This is a genomic window from Bremerella cremea, from assembly GCF_003335505.1.
Classification (GTDB): domain Bacteria; phylum Planctomycetota; class Planctomycetia; order Pirellulales; family Pirellulaceae; genus Bremerella; species Bremerella cremea_A.
This window is the reverse complement of sequence record NZ_QPEX01000030.1, coordinates 158,710-174,364: the sequence shown is the minus strand read 5'-3', so window position 1 is coordinate 174,364 and position 15,655 is coordinate 158,710. Positions and strand designations below refer to the sequence as shown.

Annotated in this window: 13 protein-coding genes; 10 read left to right on the top strand and 3 right to left on the bottom strand. The window is 53.5% G+C overall.

The genetic code is table 11. The annotated features are described in order from the left end of the window. Positions 1-162: 162 nt before the first annotated feature. The 6 genes from DTL42_RS15605 (at position 163) to DTL42_RS15580 (ending at position 8,898) form a co-directional block, all read left to right on the top strand. Complete coding sequence (locus DTL42_RS15605) at positions 163-1,062, top strand: DUF1559 domain-containing protein (protein ID WP_114369660.1); 900 nt, start codon at positions 163-165, stop codon at positions 1,060-1,062. A 163-nt stretch (positions 1,063-1,225) separates the two neighbouring features. Beyond that, entirely contained in the window at positions 1,226-1,651 is a 426-nt protein-coding gene (locus DTL42_RS15600; RefSeq protein ID WP_114369659.1) for a hypothetical protein, read from the top strand. A 229-nt stretch (positions 1,652-1,880) separates the two neighbouring features. Beyond that, a complete protein-coding gene (locus tag DTL42_RS15595) occupies positions 1,881-2,450 on the top strand; it encodes a sigma-70 family RNA polymerase sigma factor (RefSeq protein ID WP_114369658.1) in 570 nt (189 codons plus the stop codon). After that, on the top strand, positions 2,447-4,192 hold the full coding sequence (locus tag DTL42_RS15590; RefSeq protein ID WP_158545406.1) for a FecR domain-containing protein: 1,746 nt from the start codon (positions 2,447-2,449) through the stop codon (positions 4,190-4,192). The genes DTL42_RS15595 and DTL42_RS15590 overlap by 4 nt, the downstream gene beginning before the upstream one ends. Before the next feature lie 3 nt (positions 4,193-4,195). Next, on the top strand, positions 4,196-7,423 hold the full coding sequence (locus DTL42_RS15585) for a DUF1549 domain-containing protein (protein WP_114369656.1): 3,228 nt from the start codon (positions 4,196-4,198) through the stop codon (positions 7,421-7,423). Between the two features lie 32 nt (positions 7,424-7,455). Then, positions 7,456-8,898 carry a DUF1501 domain-containing protein gene (locus DTL42_RS15580; protein ID WP_114369655.1) on the top strand — a complete coding sequence of 481 codons (1,443 nt, stop codon included), beginning with the start codon at positions 7,456-7,458 and terminating at the stop codon, positions 8,896-8,898. A gap of 35 nt (positions 8,899-8,933) precedes the next feature. Here the strand turns inward: DTL42_RS15580 and DTL42_RS15575 are convergent, their stop codons facing one another. Continuing rightward, complete coding sequence (locus tag DTL42_RS15575; protein ID WP_147274299.1) at positions 8,934-9,533, bottom strand: hypothetical protein; 600 nt, start codon at positions 9,531-9,533, stop codon at positions 8,934-8,936. Between the two features lie 287 nt (positions 9,534-9,820). On the opposite strand from DTL42_RS15575, the gene DTL42_RS15570 reads away from it, so the two are divergent. From DTL42_RS15570 to DTL42_RS15555, 4 genes are all read left to right on the top strand, one after another. Beyond that, on the top strand, positions 9,821-10,501 hold the full coding sequence (locus DTL42_RS15570; RefSeq protein ID WP_114369653.1) for a response regulator transcription factor: 681 nt from the start codon (positions 9,821-9,823) through the stop codon (positions 10,499-10,501). A gap of 3 nt (positions 10,502-10,504) precedes the next feature. Beyond that, positions 10,505-11,965 (top strand): ATP-binding protein, encoded by a 1,461-nt coding sequence (locus DTL42_RS15565; RefSeq protein WP_114369652.1) that lies wholly within the window; start codon positions 10,505-10,507, stop codon positions 11,963-11,965. Positions 11,966-12,197: 232 nt separating this feature from the next. Beyond that, on the top strand, positions 12,198-12,407 hold the full coding sequence (locus DTL42_RS15560) for a hypothetical protein (RefSeq protein ID WP_114369651.1): 210 nt from the start codon (positions 12,198-12,200) through the stop codon (positions 12,405-12,407). A 376-nt stretch (positions 12,408-12,783) separates the two neighbouring features. Beyond that, on the top strand, positions 12,784-13,020 hold the full coding sequence (locus DTL42_RS15555; RefSeq protein WP_114369650.1) for a hypothetical protein: 237 nt from the start codon (positions 12,784-12,786) through the stop codon (positions 13,018-13,020). A gap of 76 nt (positions 13,021-13,096) precedes the next feature. Here DTL42_RS15555 and DTL42_RS15550 read toward each other — a convergent pair whose 3' ends face one another. Together DTL42_RS15550 and DTL42_RS15545 are read right to left on the bottom strand one after the other, a co-directional pair. Next, positions 13,097-13,705 carry a hypothetical protein gene (locus tag DTL42_RS15550; RefSeq protein ID WP_114369649.1) on the bottom strand — a complete coding sequence of 203 codons (609 nt, stop codon included), beginning with the start codon at positions 13,703-13,705 and terminating at the stop codon, positions 13,097-13,099. A 64-nt stretch (positions 13,706-13,769) separates the two neighbouring features. Beyond that, a complete protein-coding gene (locus DTL42_RS15545) occupies positions 13,770-15,221 on the bottom strand; it encodes an OprO/OprP family phosphate-selective porin (RefSeq protein WP_114369648.1) in 1,452 nt (483 codons plus the stop codon). Positions 15,222-15,655: the final 434 nt, after the last annotated feature.

Here is a 15,655-nt window from a genome sequence, read left to right as displayed (position 1 = left end):
CCATCCACTCTCCCTAAACCCTTTTGAATATTGCTGTTATCGTCTCTTCCTTCTCATGCATTGCACAGAGAGGGTTTCTTATAGGCCGCAGTTTTGGGAAGTGATTTCCAGACCTGCATTTGCCCTTATCAATCTGCTTCTCATAACCCAGGAAACGTATCTATGGACTACCGATCCCCCACGATCGTGCGCCGCGGCTTTACACTTGTTGAACTCTTAGTCGTCATCGCGATTATCGGTGTTCTCATTGCCCTTCTTCTTCCAGCCGTGCAACAAGCCCGCGAAGCTGCCAGACGAACGCAGTGCATTAACAACCTCAAACAGGTTGGACTGGCCGTTCATAATTTTCACGATACCTTCGGCGAACTTCCTCCTTCACGCGTTCAGTACGAATACCTTGGCTGGTCAGCTCTGTTGCTCCCCTTCATGGAACAAGGCAATCTCTACGATCAGATTGACATGAAGAAGAAATACATCGATCAAACCGCTGCCGTGCAGCAAACCGGCATATCAGGTTATGTCTGCCCCAGCCGCCACAAGTCAGGAGATCTCACGCAGGTCGTTCAGGCAATCAATGGGGCCAACGGCGCCGTCTGGGACTACGCTTCTGTCTCCGGTCCCAGCGGCGACAATTCGATCATTCGTCAACTGCGAAAAGAAAAAGGTATGCTGGTCGTCGCCGACGGCAACAAAGATAAATACCGCAGCCAAACCGACTTCGCTTCCGTGACCGACGGCCTAACCAACACCATCATGGTTGGCGAGCGGCATGTGCAGGTCCAAAATCTGCGCGACGAAAAGACAGGACACGATGGTCCGATTCTAAGCGGCTGGGCCTACACGACGATGCGAGCTGCTGGACCAGACTACCCACTCGCGAGCAACAAGCGTGACGACGTTGATGGCGTGGCCCACTTGGTGTTTGGCAGCTTCCACCCTGGCACCGTTAATTTCGTGATGGGAGACGGCAGCGTTCGGCCAATTCAAGTCAACATCGATGAGATCAACCTAGGGCGACTGGCCAGCTGCAACGACGGACAGACGCTCAGCGCTGACTTCTAGCCCATTCGTCGCGATGGCCTCTTCAACTCTTGCCATTGCCAGGGGCAGGAAGCCCCTGAAGTTGATGCAGATTACTTGATTGATGTCATGCGCAAATTCGTTGCGTATGACTTAAAACACACTCCTGCTCGCATTCTCTTTTTCATGGGATCGAAGCCCCACAATGAATACAACAAAGCCTTACGGTTATCTCTGGCTAGGCATAGTCCTGCTTGGCTTGGCCCCTATGCTGGGCTGCGACAAATCTGTCGCCACTCATCCGGTCAGCGGCAAAGTCGTTCTAGCCAACGGCTCGCCAGCCAATGGAGGCATCGTCAAGTTTCGTACCACTTCCGAAGAAGGTGAAATGGTCAAAGCCTCTGGGAAGATTCAAAGCGATGGTTCATTTCAGCTAAGCACCTTTGAAGATGGCGACGGCGCCCTGGAAGGTGACCACGAAGTAATCCTATTCAGCCCTGCCTCTGGCGATGGCAACGTCTCTGTGGCACCTAATTTCGCCTCGAAATATCGCAACTACGAAACCTCAGGGCTCAAATTTGCAATAGCTCCAGGAGAGAACGATATCGTCATTCAGCTGGAAGCTCGCTAACCCAATAAGTCGTGTGGAATTGACAGCATCGCAATTGTCTTCTGAGATTCATTCCAGGGATAAAGGGGCGAGATTACACCTTAAGTGCTAGGTCGCCCCTTAATTCATGCGATTTTATTGCGATTAACGCAGTAAACTTGCGACTCAGCGTACGACTATTAGATGTACCCTCAGTCGGTTTTTCATTATTCTGGGGGGAACCCTCCCAAGCGATGTCCTGCCTGAAAATATGACGTACCAACTTCCAGAACGCCCCGCTTGCGACGACACGTCGCAAGATCAACGCTACGCAGACTTTCTGACGTACTACTCGGGGAATTGTGATCGGTTGCATGCTTATATTTATTCGCTTCTGCCCCACCATGCCGATGCCGACGACGTTTTCCAACGCTGCAGCTTGCTGTTGTGGAAGAAGTTCGAGACCTTCGACCAAGGCCGAGATTTCCTTTCCTGGGCCTGTGGCGTGGCGTTCTACGAAGTCAAAAACTTCCTGCGTACCGCCAACCGCGATCGTCTACAATTTAGTGAAACGCTACTCGACCTTCTGGCAGAAAAACGGGGCGAAGACCTTTCCAGTGTTCCCGATCACTTGGCAGCACTTCGCTTGTGCGTCAAAACCCTGACCGACCGCCAACAACAATTAATCTGGAAGGCGTACGGCAGTGCAACGACCGTAGCGGACTTAGCAGCCGATACCGGTCGCTCTGCCCAGACACTTTACAATCAGTTAGCTACCATTCGCCGCAGACTGGCCCAATGTGTCCAGATGCGACTCGCCGCCCTAGGAGAGGACGCATGACTCGTGAACCAAACAAACGTCTTGGCGAACTAGCTCACCTTAGTGTTCACGGCTCCCTCACTTCCGCCGAGCATGCGGAGTTAGAGCAAATCTTGCTCGCCAGTCCCGAAGCGCGAGACGAGTATTTCCTGCTTCTCGATCTGGAATATGGCTTGGCCAAGTTGGCCGTTGAAGAAACTGGGCTGCAAGCGATCAGCCTGCCAGAGGCGATTGTCTCTTCTTTGGGTACGCGTCGCGAAAAAAAGGCTCCGCCATCCCGGCACAGCAGCTACATGCTTGCCATGGCCTTGGCCCTGCTAGGATTCCTGGCAACGGCTTTCGTATATTGGCACAGTAACCAAGAAGGTCGCGTTGCCCAAGACGGCACGCAGTCGGCAGCAAAGCAAGAAAAGGCGAATCCGAACGCCGTAGCTTCCGCCCCACCCGAAATGCAGATTATGCAACTTGCGGGGAGTCGTTTTTTTGGCGAATCGAAAATCTTCGCTCCGGGAGAAGTCCTGACTCTCGATCACGACTACGCCCTTGTGGCAGGAAGCGTTCAACTTCGCAGCCGCACAGGGGCCGAGATGATAGTCCAAGCGCCTGCGATCTTCTCGGTTCAGTCGGCGGAACGGGTTATGCTGAAAATGGGTGAATGCTCGGTTTACGCTCCCGCTGGAGCAGAAGGATTTCGCGTACTAACTCCGCATGCCGAAGTTGTCGACAAAGGAACTCGCTTCTCCATCAACGTGCATGAATCAGGCGAGGCCGATGTGGAAGTGATTGAAGGAGCCGCCGAAGTTTTTACTGCGGAAGAAATCAATCAACCTTCCCATACCGGGCTGCTCTTGGAAGCGGGCGAAGGACGTGTTATTAGCTCCCTCGGCGAGATTGCCACAAGCAACGGCCCTCAGTTTGGGCAAACCTACAAATCGATTCTGCCCGATCGGGTTGTTTCCTTTGATGTTTCCCCAGCAGGAGATCCCCACCCGGACCAACTTCTGGCCGTTACCGTCCAACGGGGTGGCAAGTCTTACACCTACGATGTCGACCAATTGATCGACTTTGACTTGATCCACTTCAAAGTGAATAACAATACCCACAACCTGACGACTCCTCTGTTGAGCATCGACCCCAAAGAAGGCGATGATTCGCGTCGTCGACAGGAATACCTCGACCGTGATCATTGCCTTTGCACCGGCATCCTCAACCCAGGCGGCAGTTCCCAGCCGCTGACTTCCGACCCAGATATCGCCAATCAAGATCTCAATCGGAGAACCCCTGGTTTAGCGGTCCGCTTCCACCAACCGATAATCAATGGGCCAGGGCCGGACGTGGTTCTTTTCGATTTGCATGTGATTGTACATCCTGCCGACGGGGATCCTTTCCACGTTTCCCCTCTGCTTTTCGAGCCGGGCCTAAAAACCCACACGGTTCGCAAGTACGACATCTCGCTGAGCGATCATAGTTCGCATCAGCTGAGTCATTTTCGTTTGTACGGTTTTGATCGCAGAGTTCGCAGCGTCGAGGAGCTTTGCCAAGCCGATCACAATGGCGGTGTCCCGCATGCGGTGCCTGCGAAAGTCATTGCCACCGGTATCGATCTATCGGACTTAGGCTATCCCGCTGGGGCAGAAGTCCGCGAATTGTTCATCCAAGATGCCATGGATGATGAAAACCAAGTAGATCCGGTCTTCATTGGCGCCTTCCCTCCCGTGCCTTCTCCTATCTCACCCGCAGATCCTACCTCAACGGAAGAGTAGTTTATGTTCAATCACTTCCGGCCTATCGCGCCGCTCATTTTGTTGTTTCTGACTGGGATGATGTCGGAAACGCTGATCGCTGGTGAGAAAGAATCTGCCCACTTCTTTGAGACCAAGGTCCGTCCCCTACTCGCTCAGCACTGCTTCGAATGCCACGGCGCGAAAGAGCAGAAAGCCGATTTGCGAGTAGATCGTCGGCAACACTTTTTCAAAGGAGGAACCGGCGGACCGATCGTCGAGCCAGGCAAACCAGACGAAAGCGAACTGATCGCGGCGGTGAAGTACGAGAGCTACGAGATGCCTCCGAAAGGTCAGCTGCCCGAAGATCAAATCGCGATCCTGGAAACCTGGGTCGCCAACGGTGCCTATTGGCCCGAACCCCAAGGAGACGTTCGTCAAGACGAGCTATTCACCCCAGAAGACCGCGCCTGGTGGGCCTTCCAACCGGTATCGCGTCCCGAGGCTCCTTCGGTCGACAAGCATGCCGTCGCTCACAATCCCATCGATCATTTCATTCTGGCCAAACTTCAATCGCAACAACTTTCACCCGCCCCGCCTGCCGAGCGACGTGACCTGATCCGTCGTGTGTACTTCGACATGTTGGGGATGCCCCCGACTCCGGAAGAAATCGCCGCGTTTGAAGCCGACGAAGACGAACATGCTTACGAGAAACTCGTCGACAAGGTCTTGGCCGATCCTCGCTATGGCGAACGTTGGGCCACACACTGGCTCGATTTGGTTCGCTACGCCGACTCGGACGGTTATCGCCAAGATGCTTATCGCCCCAACGCGTGGCGATACCGCGACTACGTAATCCAAAGCCTCAACGCAGACAAATCGTACAAACAGTTCCTCCAGGAACAACTCGCCGGGGACGAACTCGCTCCGGATGATCCTGCTGCCTTGGTGGCGACCCACTTCCTACGTGGCGGCGTTTACGAATACAACAGCCGCGATGCCAAAGGGCAGCAAGTTCTCATCTCCGACGAACTGACCGACACCGTCGGCGACGTTTTCATGGGCATGGGAATCGCGTGTGCTCATTGCCACAACCATAAGTACGATCCCATTCTGCGTGACGACTATTACCGATTACAGGCCTTCTTCAAACCGATGGTCTGGAAAGACGACCACCCCTTGGTCGACGAGGCCGAGGTAAAAAAGTACGAAGCCGAGCTTGCCCAGTGGGAAGCGAAGCATAAAGAACTGCTCGACAAGATCGAAGCGATCGAAGGGCCAGCTCGCAAAAGCCGCGAGAAGAAGGCGGTCTCGATGTTCCCGCTCGAAGTCCAGGAAATGTACTGGAAGCCAGCCGACGAGCGAACAACTTACGACAACCAAATCCGCTATTTAGTTTACGATCAAGTCAAGTTCGAGTACGCACGTCTGCAAAACGGTATTCCCAAACAAGATCGGCAAAAGTGGGAAGACCTCAAAAAAGAACTTCAAGCCTTTCTGAAAACCAAGCCAACGCCACCGCCGATGGCCAACATCGCCAGTGATGCTCCTGGCGTGATTCCTCCCACAACGATTCCCGACGATCGCAGCAAACGCGAGATCAAACCTGGCTTTCTTACGATTCTCGACCCGCAAGACGCTTCCATCGATCCTTCATCGGTCGCCGCCGCAGATACGAGCGGTCGCCGCGCGGCGCTCGCCCGCTGGCTCTCGCGTGATGACAATCCGTTGACGCCGCGCGTGATTGTAAACCGTATTTGGCAATATCATTTCGGCACTGGCCTCTCCTCCAACTCCAGTGATTTTGGCCGTCTTGGCGAACCGCCCAGTCATCCACAGTTGCTCGATTGGCTGACCAGCGAATTCATTGAGAATGGTTGGCATTTCAAGCCGCTACATCGTACCATCTTACTCTCGGCCACTTATCGTCAATCGTCACAAATCGCCATTCCAGAACGCGCCCAACTGACCGATCCGAAAAACCGTTTACTGTGGCGATATCCGCCCCGTCGGCTGGAAGCGGAACAGATTCGCGATGCGATGCTGGCCGTCAGTGGCGAGTTAGACGATAAATCAAGCGGCCCAGCCTCGTCCAGCAACAGTGCCTCGCGCAGCGTTTTCACCAAGAAGATGCGGAACTCGCCGGACGCCTTGCTAGATAGCTTCGACGCCCCGAATGGTTTCGCCAGCGTGGCTCAGCGTAATGCTACGACAACCGCAACGCAGTCCCTGTTGATGTTTAACGGAGACTGGACGCTCAAGCGAGCCGAAGCAATGGCCAAACGCTTAAATCGCCAGTATGGCAACGACTACGCCGAAATGGTGCGAGCCAGTTTCCAGGAATGCTTCGGCAGAGCGCCGAGCAAGTCGGAGTTCGCTGCTTCACTCTCGTTCATCCAACAGCAAATTGCTGACAACCAAAACCTAGCCAAAGCCAAGTTGCACGATCTTCCATCGACGGCTTTGATCGACGAACCACAGATGCAACGTTGGAGTACCGCCTTCAACATCAGCGACGCCAAGCCGCACGAGCTACTGACCCTGCCTGAGACCGATCCACTTCCTTCGCACAACTTTACGATTGAAGCGATCGTATTTCCTCGCAAACTGTTTCCAGATGCTTCGGTGCGAACGATTGCAGCCCGTTGGAATGGTTCCAATGCTACCGCCGGTTGGAACTTCGGCATCACCAGCGAAAAATCGGCTTATCGCCCGCGCAACTTGATCATGCAATTGATCGGCAAAGACAAGAGTGGTCAGGTGACCTACCAAGTCGTCCCCTCGAACATCCGCATACCTTCGGACAAACCTTACTACGTAGCGGCAGCCGTCGACTTCGATGCCGGCACGACAACTTTTTATGCTCGCGATATGTCGTACGACGAATCGGAGCTCGAAACGGCCGTCGTCAACCATTCAATTCTCGGCGACTGTGGTGATGATTCGCTCCGGTTTACCGTGGGAGGTCGTGATTCGAGTTCGCCCCACAATTGGGACGGTCTGATCGACGACGTCCGTCTCACGCGGAGCGCGATTCTTGATCCTGCCAAAATCATGATCAACGATCCCAACAACTTGGTCACCGACGATACCGTTGCCCTCTGGCGGTTTGTCCGTTCCGATCCGGAAGGGCCTCTTTCCGATGTGAAAGACGAGCATCCTTTGGCTCTTTCCCTCCGCTCGCACAGCGACACGTTGAGTCCCGTCCTCGTCGCTATCAGCGATTTCTGTCATGTCCTTTTGAATTCCAGCGAATTCCAGTACGTCGACTAACCGCACACTTCCTTCCATGCAGAGATATCGATATGCATAACCGACCTCACATCGAAGTACCAACCTCGCGGCGTGAATTCCTGGCGAAATCTGGCGGCGGCTTCGGAGCGTTGGCATTGGCCGCGCTGTTAGGCGATCGTGCCCAAGCAGATAGCGGCACGAGCGAACCGCTCGATCCTCGCGCCCCCAAGGCGACTCACTTCCCGGCGAAGGCCAAAAATGTGATCTTCCTGTTCATGGAAGGTGGCCCCAGTCATATCGACCTGTTCGATCCCAAGCCACTGTTAAACAAACTAGCCGGGCAACAATTGCCGGATAGCTTTGGCAAAGTGATTCTGGCCATGGGTGAGAATGACGCGCCTTTGATGGAGTGCCCGCGGGTTTGGAATCAACATGGCGAAAGCGGCTTGTGGGTTTCGGAGTGGCTTCCAGAAATCGCTACCTGTGCCGATGACTTATGCGTAATCCGTTCGTGCGTTTCCGATGGCATCAATCACTCTTCTGGTGTCTGTCAAATGAACACCGGCCATGTGATTGGTGGCCGACCTTCATTGGGTGCCTGGGCAACGTATGGGTTAGGGACAGAAAACCAGGACATGCCGGCATTCGTGGTGCTGACCGACAGCAACCGTCAGGTCGTGAACGGCCCCCGTAACTGGGGCAGTGGCTTTATGCCGGCAGCCTATCAAGGCGTGCAATTTAAATCAGGTGCTGATCCCATCCTGAATTTGAATCCACCAAGCCACATCACACCTGATCGCCAGCGAGCCAAGCTCGATCTTTTAGGTCAGATCGATCGTCGGCATAGCGAACTTCGGCACGGCGATTCTGACTTGGAAGCGCGAATCAAATCGTACGAATTGGCCTTCCGCATGCAATCAGCCGCCCCCGAGATTGTTGATCTGAGTACAGAATCGGAAGAAACCAAGCAGCTTTACGGCATCGACCAAAAAGAAACCAACGTCTTCGGCAGCAACTGCCTCATGGCCCGCCGCTTGGTCGAAAATGGTGTTCGCTTCGTCCAGCTTTACAGCGGAGCTGGCAGCGGGTGGGATGCCCACAGCAATATCGAAGGCAACCACGGAAAACTGTGCAAAGCGGTCGACAAACCAATCGCTGGTCTCTTGAAAGACCTTAAGCGACGCGGTTTATGGGACGATACGCTGGTGATCTGGGGTGGCGAGTTCGGGCGGACACCGATGTCGGAGCAAGGGAACGGACGCGATCACAACCCCACTGGTTTCACCATGTGGATGGCCGGTGGTGGCGTCCCTGGCGGTCGCACCATCGGAGCGACCGATGAACTTGGCCTACGGGCAGTCGAAAATCCGCTGCACGTCCACGACCTGCATGCGTCGATTCTGCGTATCCTGGGGATCGATCACACCAAGCTAATCTATCGCCACAAAGGGCGTCCGGAACGAATCGACATGAACGAGGGCAAAGCCGAAATGAAACTACTCGGGCTGGCCTAACTGTCGGTTCAAGTTGCCCTGCCTCGCGCATGCTCTTACATCATCCGCGAGGGCACAGCATAGTGCTGAATCTGGTCCGTAGCCAATTCATACGGCCAGAAGACAAGCCACGACTGCGCATCGCTTTTCTCTGCTGCCGATTGTTGTGGTAACGCAGTTAACTTCTTCACAACTTGAATCTGCGACCACCCCAACTCTTCGGCGGGAAGATCCTCTGGCATAAATCGTCGGACGGTTGCCGGGCACCCAGGCAGATGCCACAAAACCAACAATTGCCCCAGCGTGTCGCGACGAATCAGCGCCGGCAGATGCCCGTTAAATTCGGCCGATAACCCAAAGATCACTCCTTGGTCTGTCTCTGCTTCGCGTCGGTCGAAGTCATCCCAGCGTTGGCATAGCTCTTTCTCTGTGCGGTACAATACGATCGTCCAGCGAGCCGTTCCCAACGTGATGTTGACCGGCGTCAATTCTTCATCCGCTTGGCGGAGCGAATGAAAGAGACTCCAGCTTACACCGTGTCGCTTACGTGGCAGCGTACCACGAGCAACAAGATCGAACTTAGGAAGTTCGCCGGGAGCACAACGATCGAGTTGCATCGAGTCGAACAAAGCAGAAAAGGGGCTCGGGGCAATCATGGCAGCGTCCTCAAAACAATGGATCTTCAGGCCCAACACGAGGCCTGCTCGATCTATTTCTATATCGCTGAGATAAGCTATGAGTGAGGCATGGATGAGATCTACTTCATTTTAAACAGAACCACTCGCATGTATATCAACTTGAATCAGGCGATCTGGAAAGATAAAGCCGATTTTAGATTTCGCACTTTCGCTTGCGGATTCTGCTCTAGAATTCATCATCCACCCTTTGTCGTGCGTCATGCTGATTAGCGGCCGATTGTTCCCTATAAAGCCAGAATCCCAACGTGAGTAGCCGAATTCTTATTATCGAAGACGAACCGCAGATTGCGGACTTCTTATTTCGTGGCTTGCAAGAGGAAGGCTACTCTGTTGAACGAGCAGCCGATGGTCCCACCGCCTGGAATATGCTGCAAAGCGGCCAGTGGGATCTGATTCTCTTAGACTGGTGGCTGCCTGGCGAAGATGGAATCGACGTTTTAAGGAAGTTCCGAGGCATCGATCGCTCGACGCCGGTTTTATTCCTGACCGCGCGCGATGCCGTTTCCCACCGGGTCGAAGGGCTCGATGCAGGTGCCGACGACTATCTAGCCAAGCCGTTTGCTTTCGCAGAATTAACGGCTCGTGTTCGGGCCCTGCTGCGCAGACCCGATCAGCAATCAGGGCTGGTGCTCAGTTATCGCGATATCCGAGCCGACTTGGGTAGCCAGAAGGCGACCCGCGATGGATCGAGTCTTGATCTGACTGCCAAAGAGTTCTCGCTACTGTGCTTGTTTCTGCAGAACCCAGGCAAGATCCTTACCCGCACCCGGATCTTTGATACGGTATGGGGAGACACGTTCGATGGCCTTTCCAATACCATTGAAGTCCACATCAAAGAGCTACGACAGAAGCTGGAACAATTTGGCCACCGCGTCATTCACACTCGCCGCAATCGAGGCTACTTACTGGAAGATACTGAAGACTAACCTATGACCCTTGTCAATCGAGTTTCCACGTTCTTCCTGGTCGCACTCGCGGTATGCCTGATTGGGTTCTCGCTGACGATGACGGTGTTCATTCGTCACCATATGCTGGCTGAATTCGATGCTCACCTGCGGTCCTCGCTGAACATTCTTTCGGCTGGCTTAGAAGCCGAGTCTGACAGCATTAAGTGGCAGCCCAACGAACACACCATCGAGCTAGGAGACGAGCACGCGCAAAACGAAATTCGTTGGATTTTGGTCGATGAACAACATCAACTGATCGATCGCTCGGACAACTTAACTCCAACCGACGAGACCGACGCCACGCTATTGCAATTAGCAACAAAGCCGCATGCTTCGTCTTACGACATTTCCCAGCAAGGAAGATGGCGGTATCTCCAAAAGCTCTTGGTGGCCTCCGATCCAGCCCCTTCCGAATCGCTTGAATTCGACGAGTTCGAGCGAATCCTCGTAACGGTGGCACGTCCGGCAGATCAGCTTAGTGCCGACCTATACCGCCTAGCGATTCTCGCCGTGGCCTTGCCGCTTGTCTTTTGGAGTGTTGCGGCCCTGCTCGGCCGGGCTTTTTGCCGGCGGGCTTTGTTACCGGTTGTTACCATGGCCCAACAAGCACGCAGCACCAAGTTCAACGACTTTTCGTCTCGTTTACCGGTCTCTTCTCAACGCGACGAACTCGCCGACATGGCCGAGGCCTTCAACGGTTTGCTCGATCGCCTAGAGCTATCCTTCCGGCGTCAAGCGGCATTCGCAGGCGATGCAGCGCATCAGCTAAAAACCCCCTTAACGGTACTTCGAGGCCAAATCGATGTCGCGATGCTTCGCCCTAGAAGCCCAGCCGAATACCAATCGATTTTGCAAACGCTGAGCGATCAGACCTATCAATTGCAACGTATTATCGATTCGCTTCTGATGTTGGCGCGCGACGACAACGAACGTCCCGGCGACTGGCAGACTGTCCAGTTCGACCAATGGCTAAACGAGTATGCCCAGCAATGGTCCGAACATCAACGAGGATCAGATATCACTTGGTCTGCTTCGCCCAACGCATCCCTAGAAACCTCGCCCAGTATGCTTCGTGTCGTTCTCGACAACTTCATCGACAACGCCGCCAAATTCAGCCCACCTGGCACTCCGATTGAAGTATGCTGCCAACCGCATGGCAAACTCATCGAAGTCTCTGTCAGCAATCAAGGCTCGACCATTTCCGCCGACGACCAGGCAAAAATCTTCGAGCCCTTTTTTCGCAGCCAGGAAGCACGCCGGCAAGGGATCTCCGGCACTGGCTTGGGACTGGCCATGGTGGCCCGCGTTGCCGAGCGTTTGGGCGGCTCGGTTCGCTGCGATTCCTCGACGGCAAACGTTACTCGCTTTGTGCTCGCCTTGCCAAACTCTACAAAATCCATGGACAAAGTTATTTGCCATGCCACCGAGCACAACCTAGCCTAACGTATCGTTTCGCGCGAGAATCGATCACGTTTTGACCACGTTCGTTCTAATCGGAAGAATCCTTGAGATTGTGAAATTTTTCCCATTTACAAATGGGCTCCCGTTCGCGAAATTGCGGGAACAAGCATACGTCGCTAGTACCAAGCGGCGGTGTCACAACGTTCGAGGCGGTGAAATGAACGCTGGGCATAGGAAGAATCTATTTCAGTTCTAACCAGCGAGGATCTCTATCATGGCTCGTTTCGCTATTATCGAAGTGAACGACTCGTTGACGATTGCCCAAGTAACGCCTGGCCAACTGCCGGAAGATACGGCGCGTCAAGAACGTGGGGCACTGGTCGATCCCAGTATCTACCGTTCCTACGATCAGGCCTGTGAAGTGCTGCACGGCATGCAGCGACGTGACGCGGAACGTCTGGGCGAGCACGCAAGTCTCGTCTAAACAACAATTCTGCCAACCGGTCCCCTGACCAGGTCCATTCCGAGCGGAATTCTCGAAATATTCATTCCCTCGGTATTCAAACCACGAGATCCCTCTCGGCCTTGATTGAGGACTCCCCGAGAGGGATTCTAATTGCTACAACCAGCTTAATCGCACGCCTCGCTGGCTACGTCTTGCAGCAATGCACCGGATATCAGGCTTCTCTTTTTGAGCCTCCCTGGTCCACTTTTGTCCCTTAGCCTTTCTACAGAATCAGGGACGACGTTTCTCCAGATTGAAACGCAAATGAGTCTGACTAGGATGACTTAGAGAGCAAGATCTTTGCTCCTACTCCCCTTTTCACCTTATGCCTTTCGACTTTGGAGGCTCCCTTACCATGACTCGCATCATCACTTCGTTAGCATTCGCCGCCCTGTTGGGAACCATATTTGTATCTTCGGCGGAAGCTGGCATCTTTGGACGTCGTGCTTATCGCCCACATTATCATGCCCCACGCGTCGAGTACCGTTACTATCAAGCAGCCCCAAGCTACCAATCCCCTAGCGTCCACGTCATTCGCCACGTGAACGATCCGTCGATGTTCCGCGACCAGATGGGTTACGGCGAGAGCTAACCTTGCAAAAAACCAAGCCTGCACGAGGGCAGGCTTGGCACGCGGAGAAAGAATTGAGCATGGCAATCAGGGGACTCTATTCCCCATAGCCAGAACGATCTCGCGGCAAAGCTGCCATGCGTTGGACTTCGGCATCGGACACGGCCGCTTGTTTGGTGGCAGCTTGCGGAGCAGCATCGATGGCAGCTCCGCATCCCTGGCAACAATATTCAACGACACATTTATAGGCCGGTACTTCAACGGTTGTCGTCTTCCGAACGAGCACTCGGCGTGTTCGACAATGAGTGGCCCTGGGGGCTTTGTCGCAACAGCCTTGGGCACAATCGGTACACCCTGTTTCACCACAGCCGGTTTTCTTATGTCCAAACAGCGAGATCCCAAACAATGTGTCAGGCAGCATCGAACTAGGCAATAAGCCACACACTTGCTCACTATCGCAAGAAAAACTCACCTTCTTAACCTTCTTCATCTCGCACACAATGCGCGTTCGCTTCTGACATTCGCATTGTGTCGCGCAGTGGCCACAGCAGTTGGGCTCGCCAAAGACGATCTGATCCATCTTCTCTGCGGGTGGAACTTCGGCAGACGGAATCGGCGGCAAGGCAACCGGTTCTTGGCTACGAACGGGACCGACGACACAGGCCACCATCGTAGCCAAGACAATCATAATGATTTGAGGACGCATTTCTTATTCCCTTCCTGGGCTTAGCTATCTCGTTTGTAATTTTCACTAAGAGTTGACCAACGGTCTAGAAATCGAACTGCATCCGCATTTGAAATACGTGCAAGTCACCATGAGAAGCAACCGGGTCATTCGTTTGGGAAAAGTCATACTCAAACATCGCTCGCGTGAACGGGCTCAAATACCAGTTCAAACTAACCAAGTGACGATAGTCGCGTCCGCCAAAGATATTGTCGCTAGTCAAGTTATCGTGAGCATACCGATAAGCGATTTCCCACGCTCCGCGTCCCCTACCGATGCAACCATCTGCGGTACGTACGCGGAAGAAGTTCTCGTAGGGGACGATTCGATTCGAGAACGAGCCAGAGCGTCGGTTATAAGGTCGATTCTCGCCGGTCAGGACATAGCTGGCTTGAATGTAATAATGATCAAACGACTCGGCCCCGAAATCCACCGTATCAGCCGAGACATAGTGATACTCGGACTGCATGATGAAGGAACCATAGGCATAAGCAGCTTCCAAACCGGCGAGGTTATATGCCGTAGCTGCGAAGTTGCCGGTATCGACAATGAACGGAGCAAGTGCCGAGTCGGGGCGATTGCGGAAACGGAGTTTTTTGTCGCCCAGATGTCGCCAGCTATACCCCACACCGAAGTGAATCAAGCCACGCCCGTCGCTGGCTTCATCGTACCAAGGCAGGTAAGTGAACCGCCCAGTGATCGCGGAAGAATCTTCGTCGCTTTGGTAGAACGGTGGCTTATTGCTTTGCTCGGAAACAAACAGCCCTATCCCGTAGGTCCAATTAGCATCTGCATTATCAGAGTGCGCCATCACACCTAAATCACGACCAAGCAAAAACGGGCTCGAGCGTTCCATAAACGTGAGATACTTATTGGGTGTTAGCTGCTGCATCGAGAACGGTTCAAAGAAATGTCCGATCCGAAAGTTTTGGATGTAAGGTAGTTCCCCAAAGTCGAGATAGACATCCAACAAGCTGACTTGGCTGGAAAGATCGAACCAAAGACGGTACTGGGTGTTTTCCAGCACGTTCCCCTTGAGTTCCACCCAGCACGTACGCAACTTGATTGCGTTTTCGGCATCGCCAACCTGATCGACGCTTTGTTGGTTCTGGCTAAAAACGGCTGAGTCGAGGAAGAATCGACCGCCAACGTTCACCGAAGGTTTCAAAGCTGCTTTGGCGGCGGCCTTGGCGTCTTCTTTTTCAACCGTCGCTTTCCACTTTAACAGTGAGTCGACATCTTGGCTCAGATCAGGGGCAATCTCTGCCGGTGTACTGACCGGTGCGGACATCGGTCTTAGTTTCTCACGAGCCAGCTCGCGTTTTAGTTCATCAATCTGAGCTTGAAGATCCGCAGCTTGCTGAGCGGTTATTCCCGGTACTGGTGTCACCTGCATTGGCAACGGTGGTTCACCAATCCCAGGAAATTCAAAATCCGCATACGCCGTACTAAAACTTCCGGCAAGAAACACGGCTCCGATCACGATCCATCGTGTCATTTAATTCTGCCCCATCAGTAATTATTATCTCATTCGCGTTTACCAGCCCATCCATTGTCCGGCACAAAGTCATTCGTCTTGGTATTACTGATAGCTCAACCGAAATAAGTTTGGTTTTTCCTTAGATAGCGATATCCACATGGCATAGATTATTGTTATGCCAGCTAGAGAAACTTTCTCGCATCTCCCCCCCGTCCAGATATAACGATTGCAACGTGAATCACGGCCGCTCTCTCCCCCCTCGCAGGCTGATTTTGTAAGGCCAATTGCTACTAACCCCCTTCACAAACCCCTGCTCCTGGTGGATTGCTCCCAGTTTTTGCGCTCTTTTAAGCGAATTGCCCCTAACTCTATATCTCCTGTGACCTAGTGTTTTGCATTACTGAGTCGCAATTGGTGCCGACTTGGAAAGTTAGATGGCGAATAGGATGTGC

Coding starts and splice junctions, on each gene's coding strand:
- DTL42_RS15560 (WP_114369651.1), top strand. CDS start 12,198: ATGGCTCGTTTCGCTATTATCGAAGTGAACGACTCGTTGACGATTGCC.
- DTL42_RS15590 (WP_158545406.1), top strand. CDS start 2,447: ATGACTCGTGAACCAAACAAACGTCTTGGCGAACTAGCTCACCTTAGT.
- DTL42_RS15605 (WP_114369660.1), top strand. CDS start 163: ATGGACTACCGATCCCCCACGATCGTGCGCCGCGGCTTTACACTTGTT.
- DTL42_RS15600 (WP_114369659.1), top strand. CDS start 1,226: ATGAATACAACAAAGCCTTACGGTTATCTCTGGCTAGGCATAGTCCTG.
- DTL42_RS15555 (WP_114369650.1), top strand. CDS start 12,784: ATGACTCGCATCATCACTTCGTTAGCATTCGCCGCCCTGTTGGGAACC.
- DTL42_RS15595 (WP_114369658.1), top strand. CDS start 1,881: ATGACGTACCAACTTCCAGAACGCCCCGCTTGCGACGACACGTCGCAA.
- DTL42_RS15585 (WP_114369656.1), top strand. CDS start 4,196: ATGTTCAATCACTTCCGGCCTATCGCGCCGCTCATTTTGTTGTTTCTG.
- DTL42_RS15580 (WP_114369655.1), top strand. CDS start 7,456: ATGCATAACCGACCTCACATCGAAGTACCAACCTCGCGGCGTGAATTC.
- DTL42_RS15575 (WP_147274299.1), bottom strand. CDS start 9,533: ATGATTGCCCCGAGCCCCTTTTCTGCTTTGTTCGACTCGATGCAACTC.
- DTL42_RS15565 (WP_114369652.1), top strand. CDS start 10,505: ATGACCCTTGTCAATCGAGTTTCCACGTTCTTCCTGGTCGCACTCGCG.
- DTL42_RS15550 (WP_114369649.1), bottom strand. CDS start 13,705: ATGCGTCCTCAAATCATTATGATTGTCTTGGCTACGATGGTGGCCTGT.
- DTL42_RS15545 (WP_114369648.1), bottom strand. CDS start 15,221: ATGACACGATGGATCGTGATCGGAGCCGTGTTTCTTGCCGGAAGTTTT.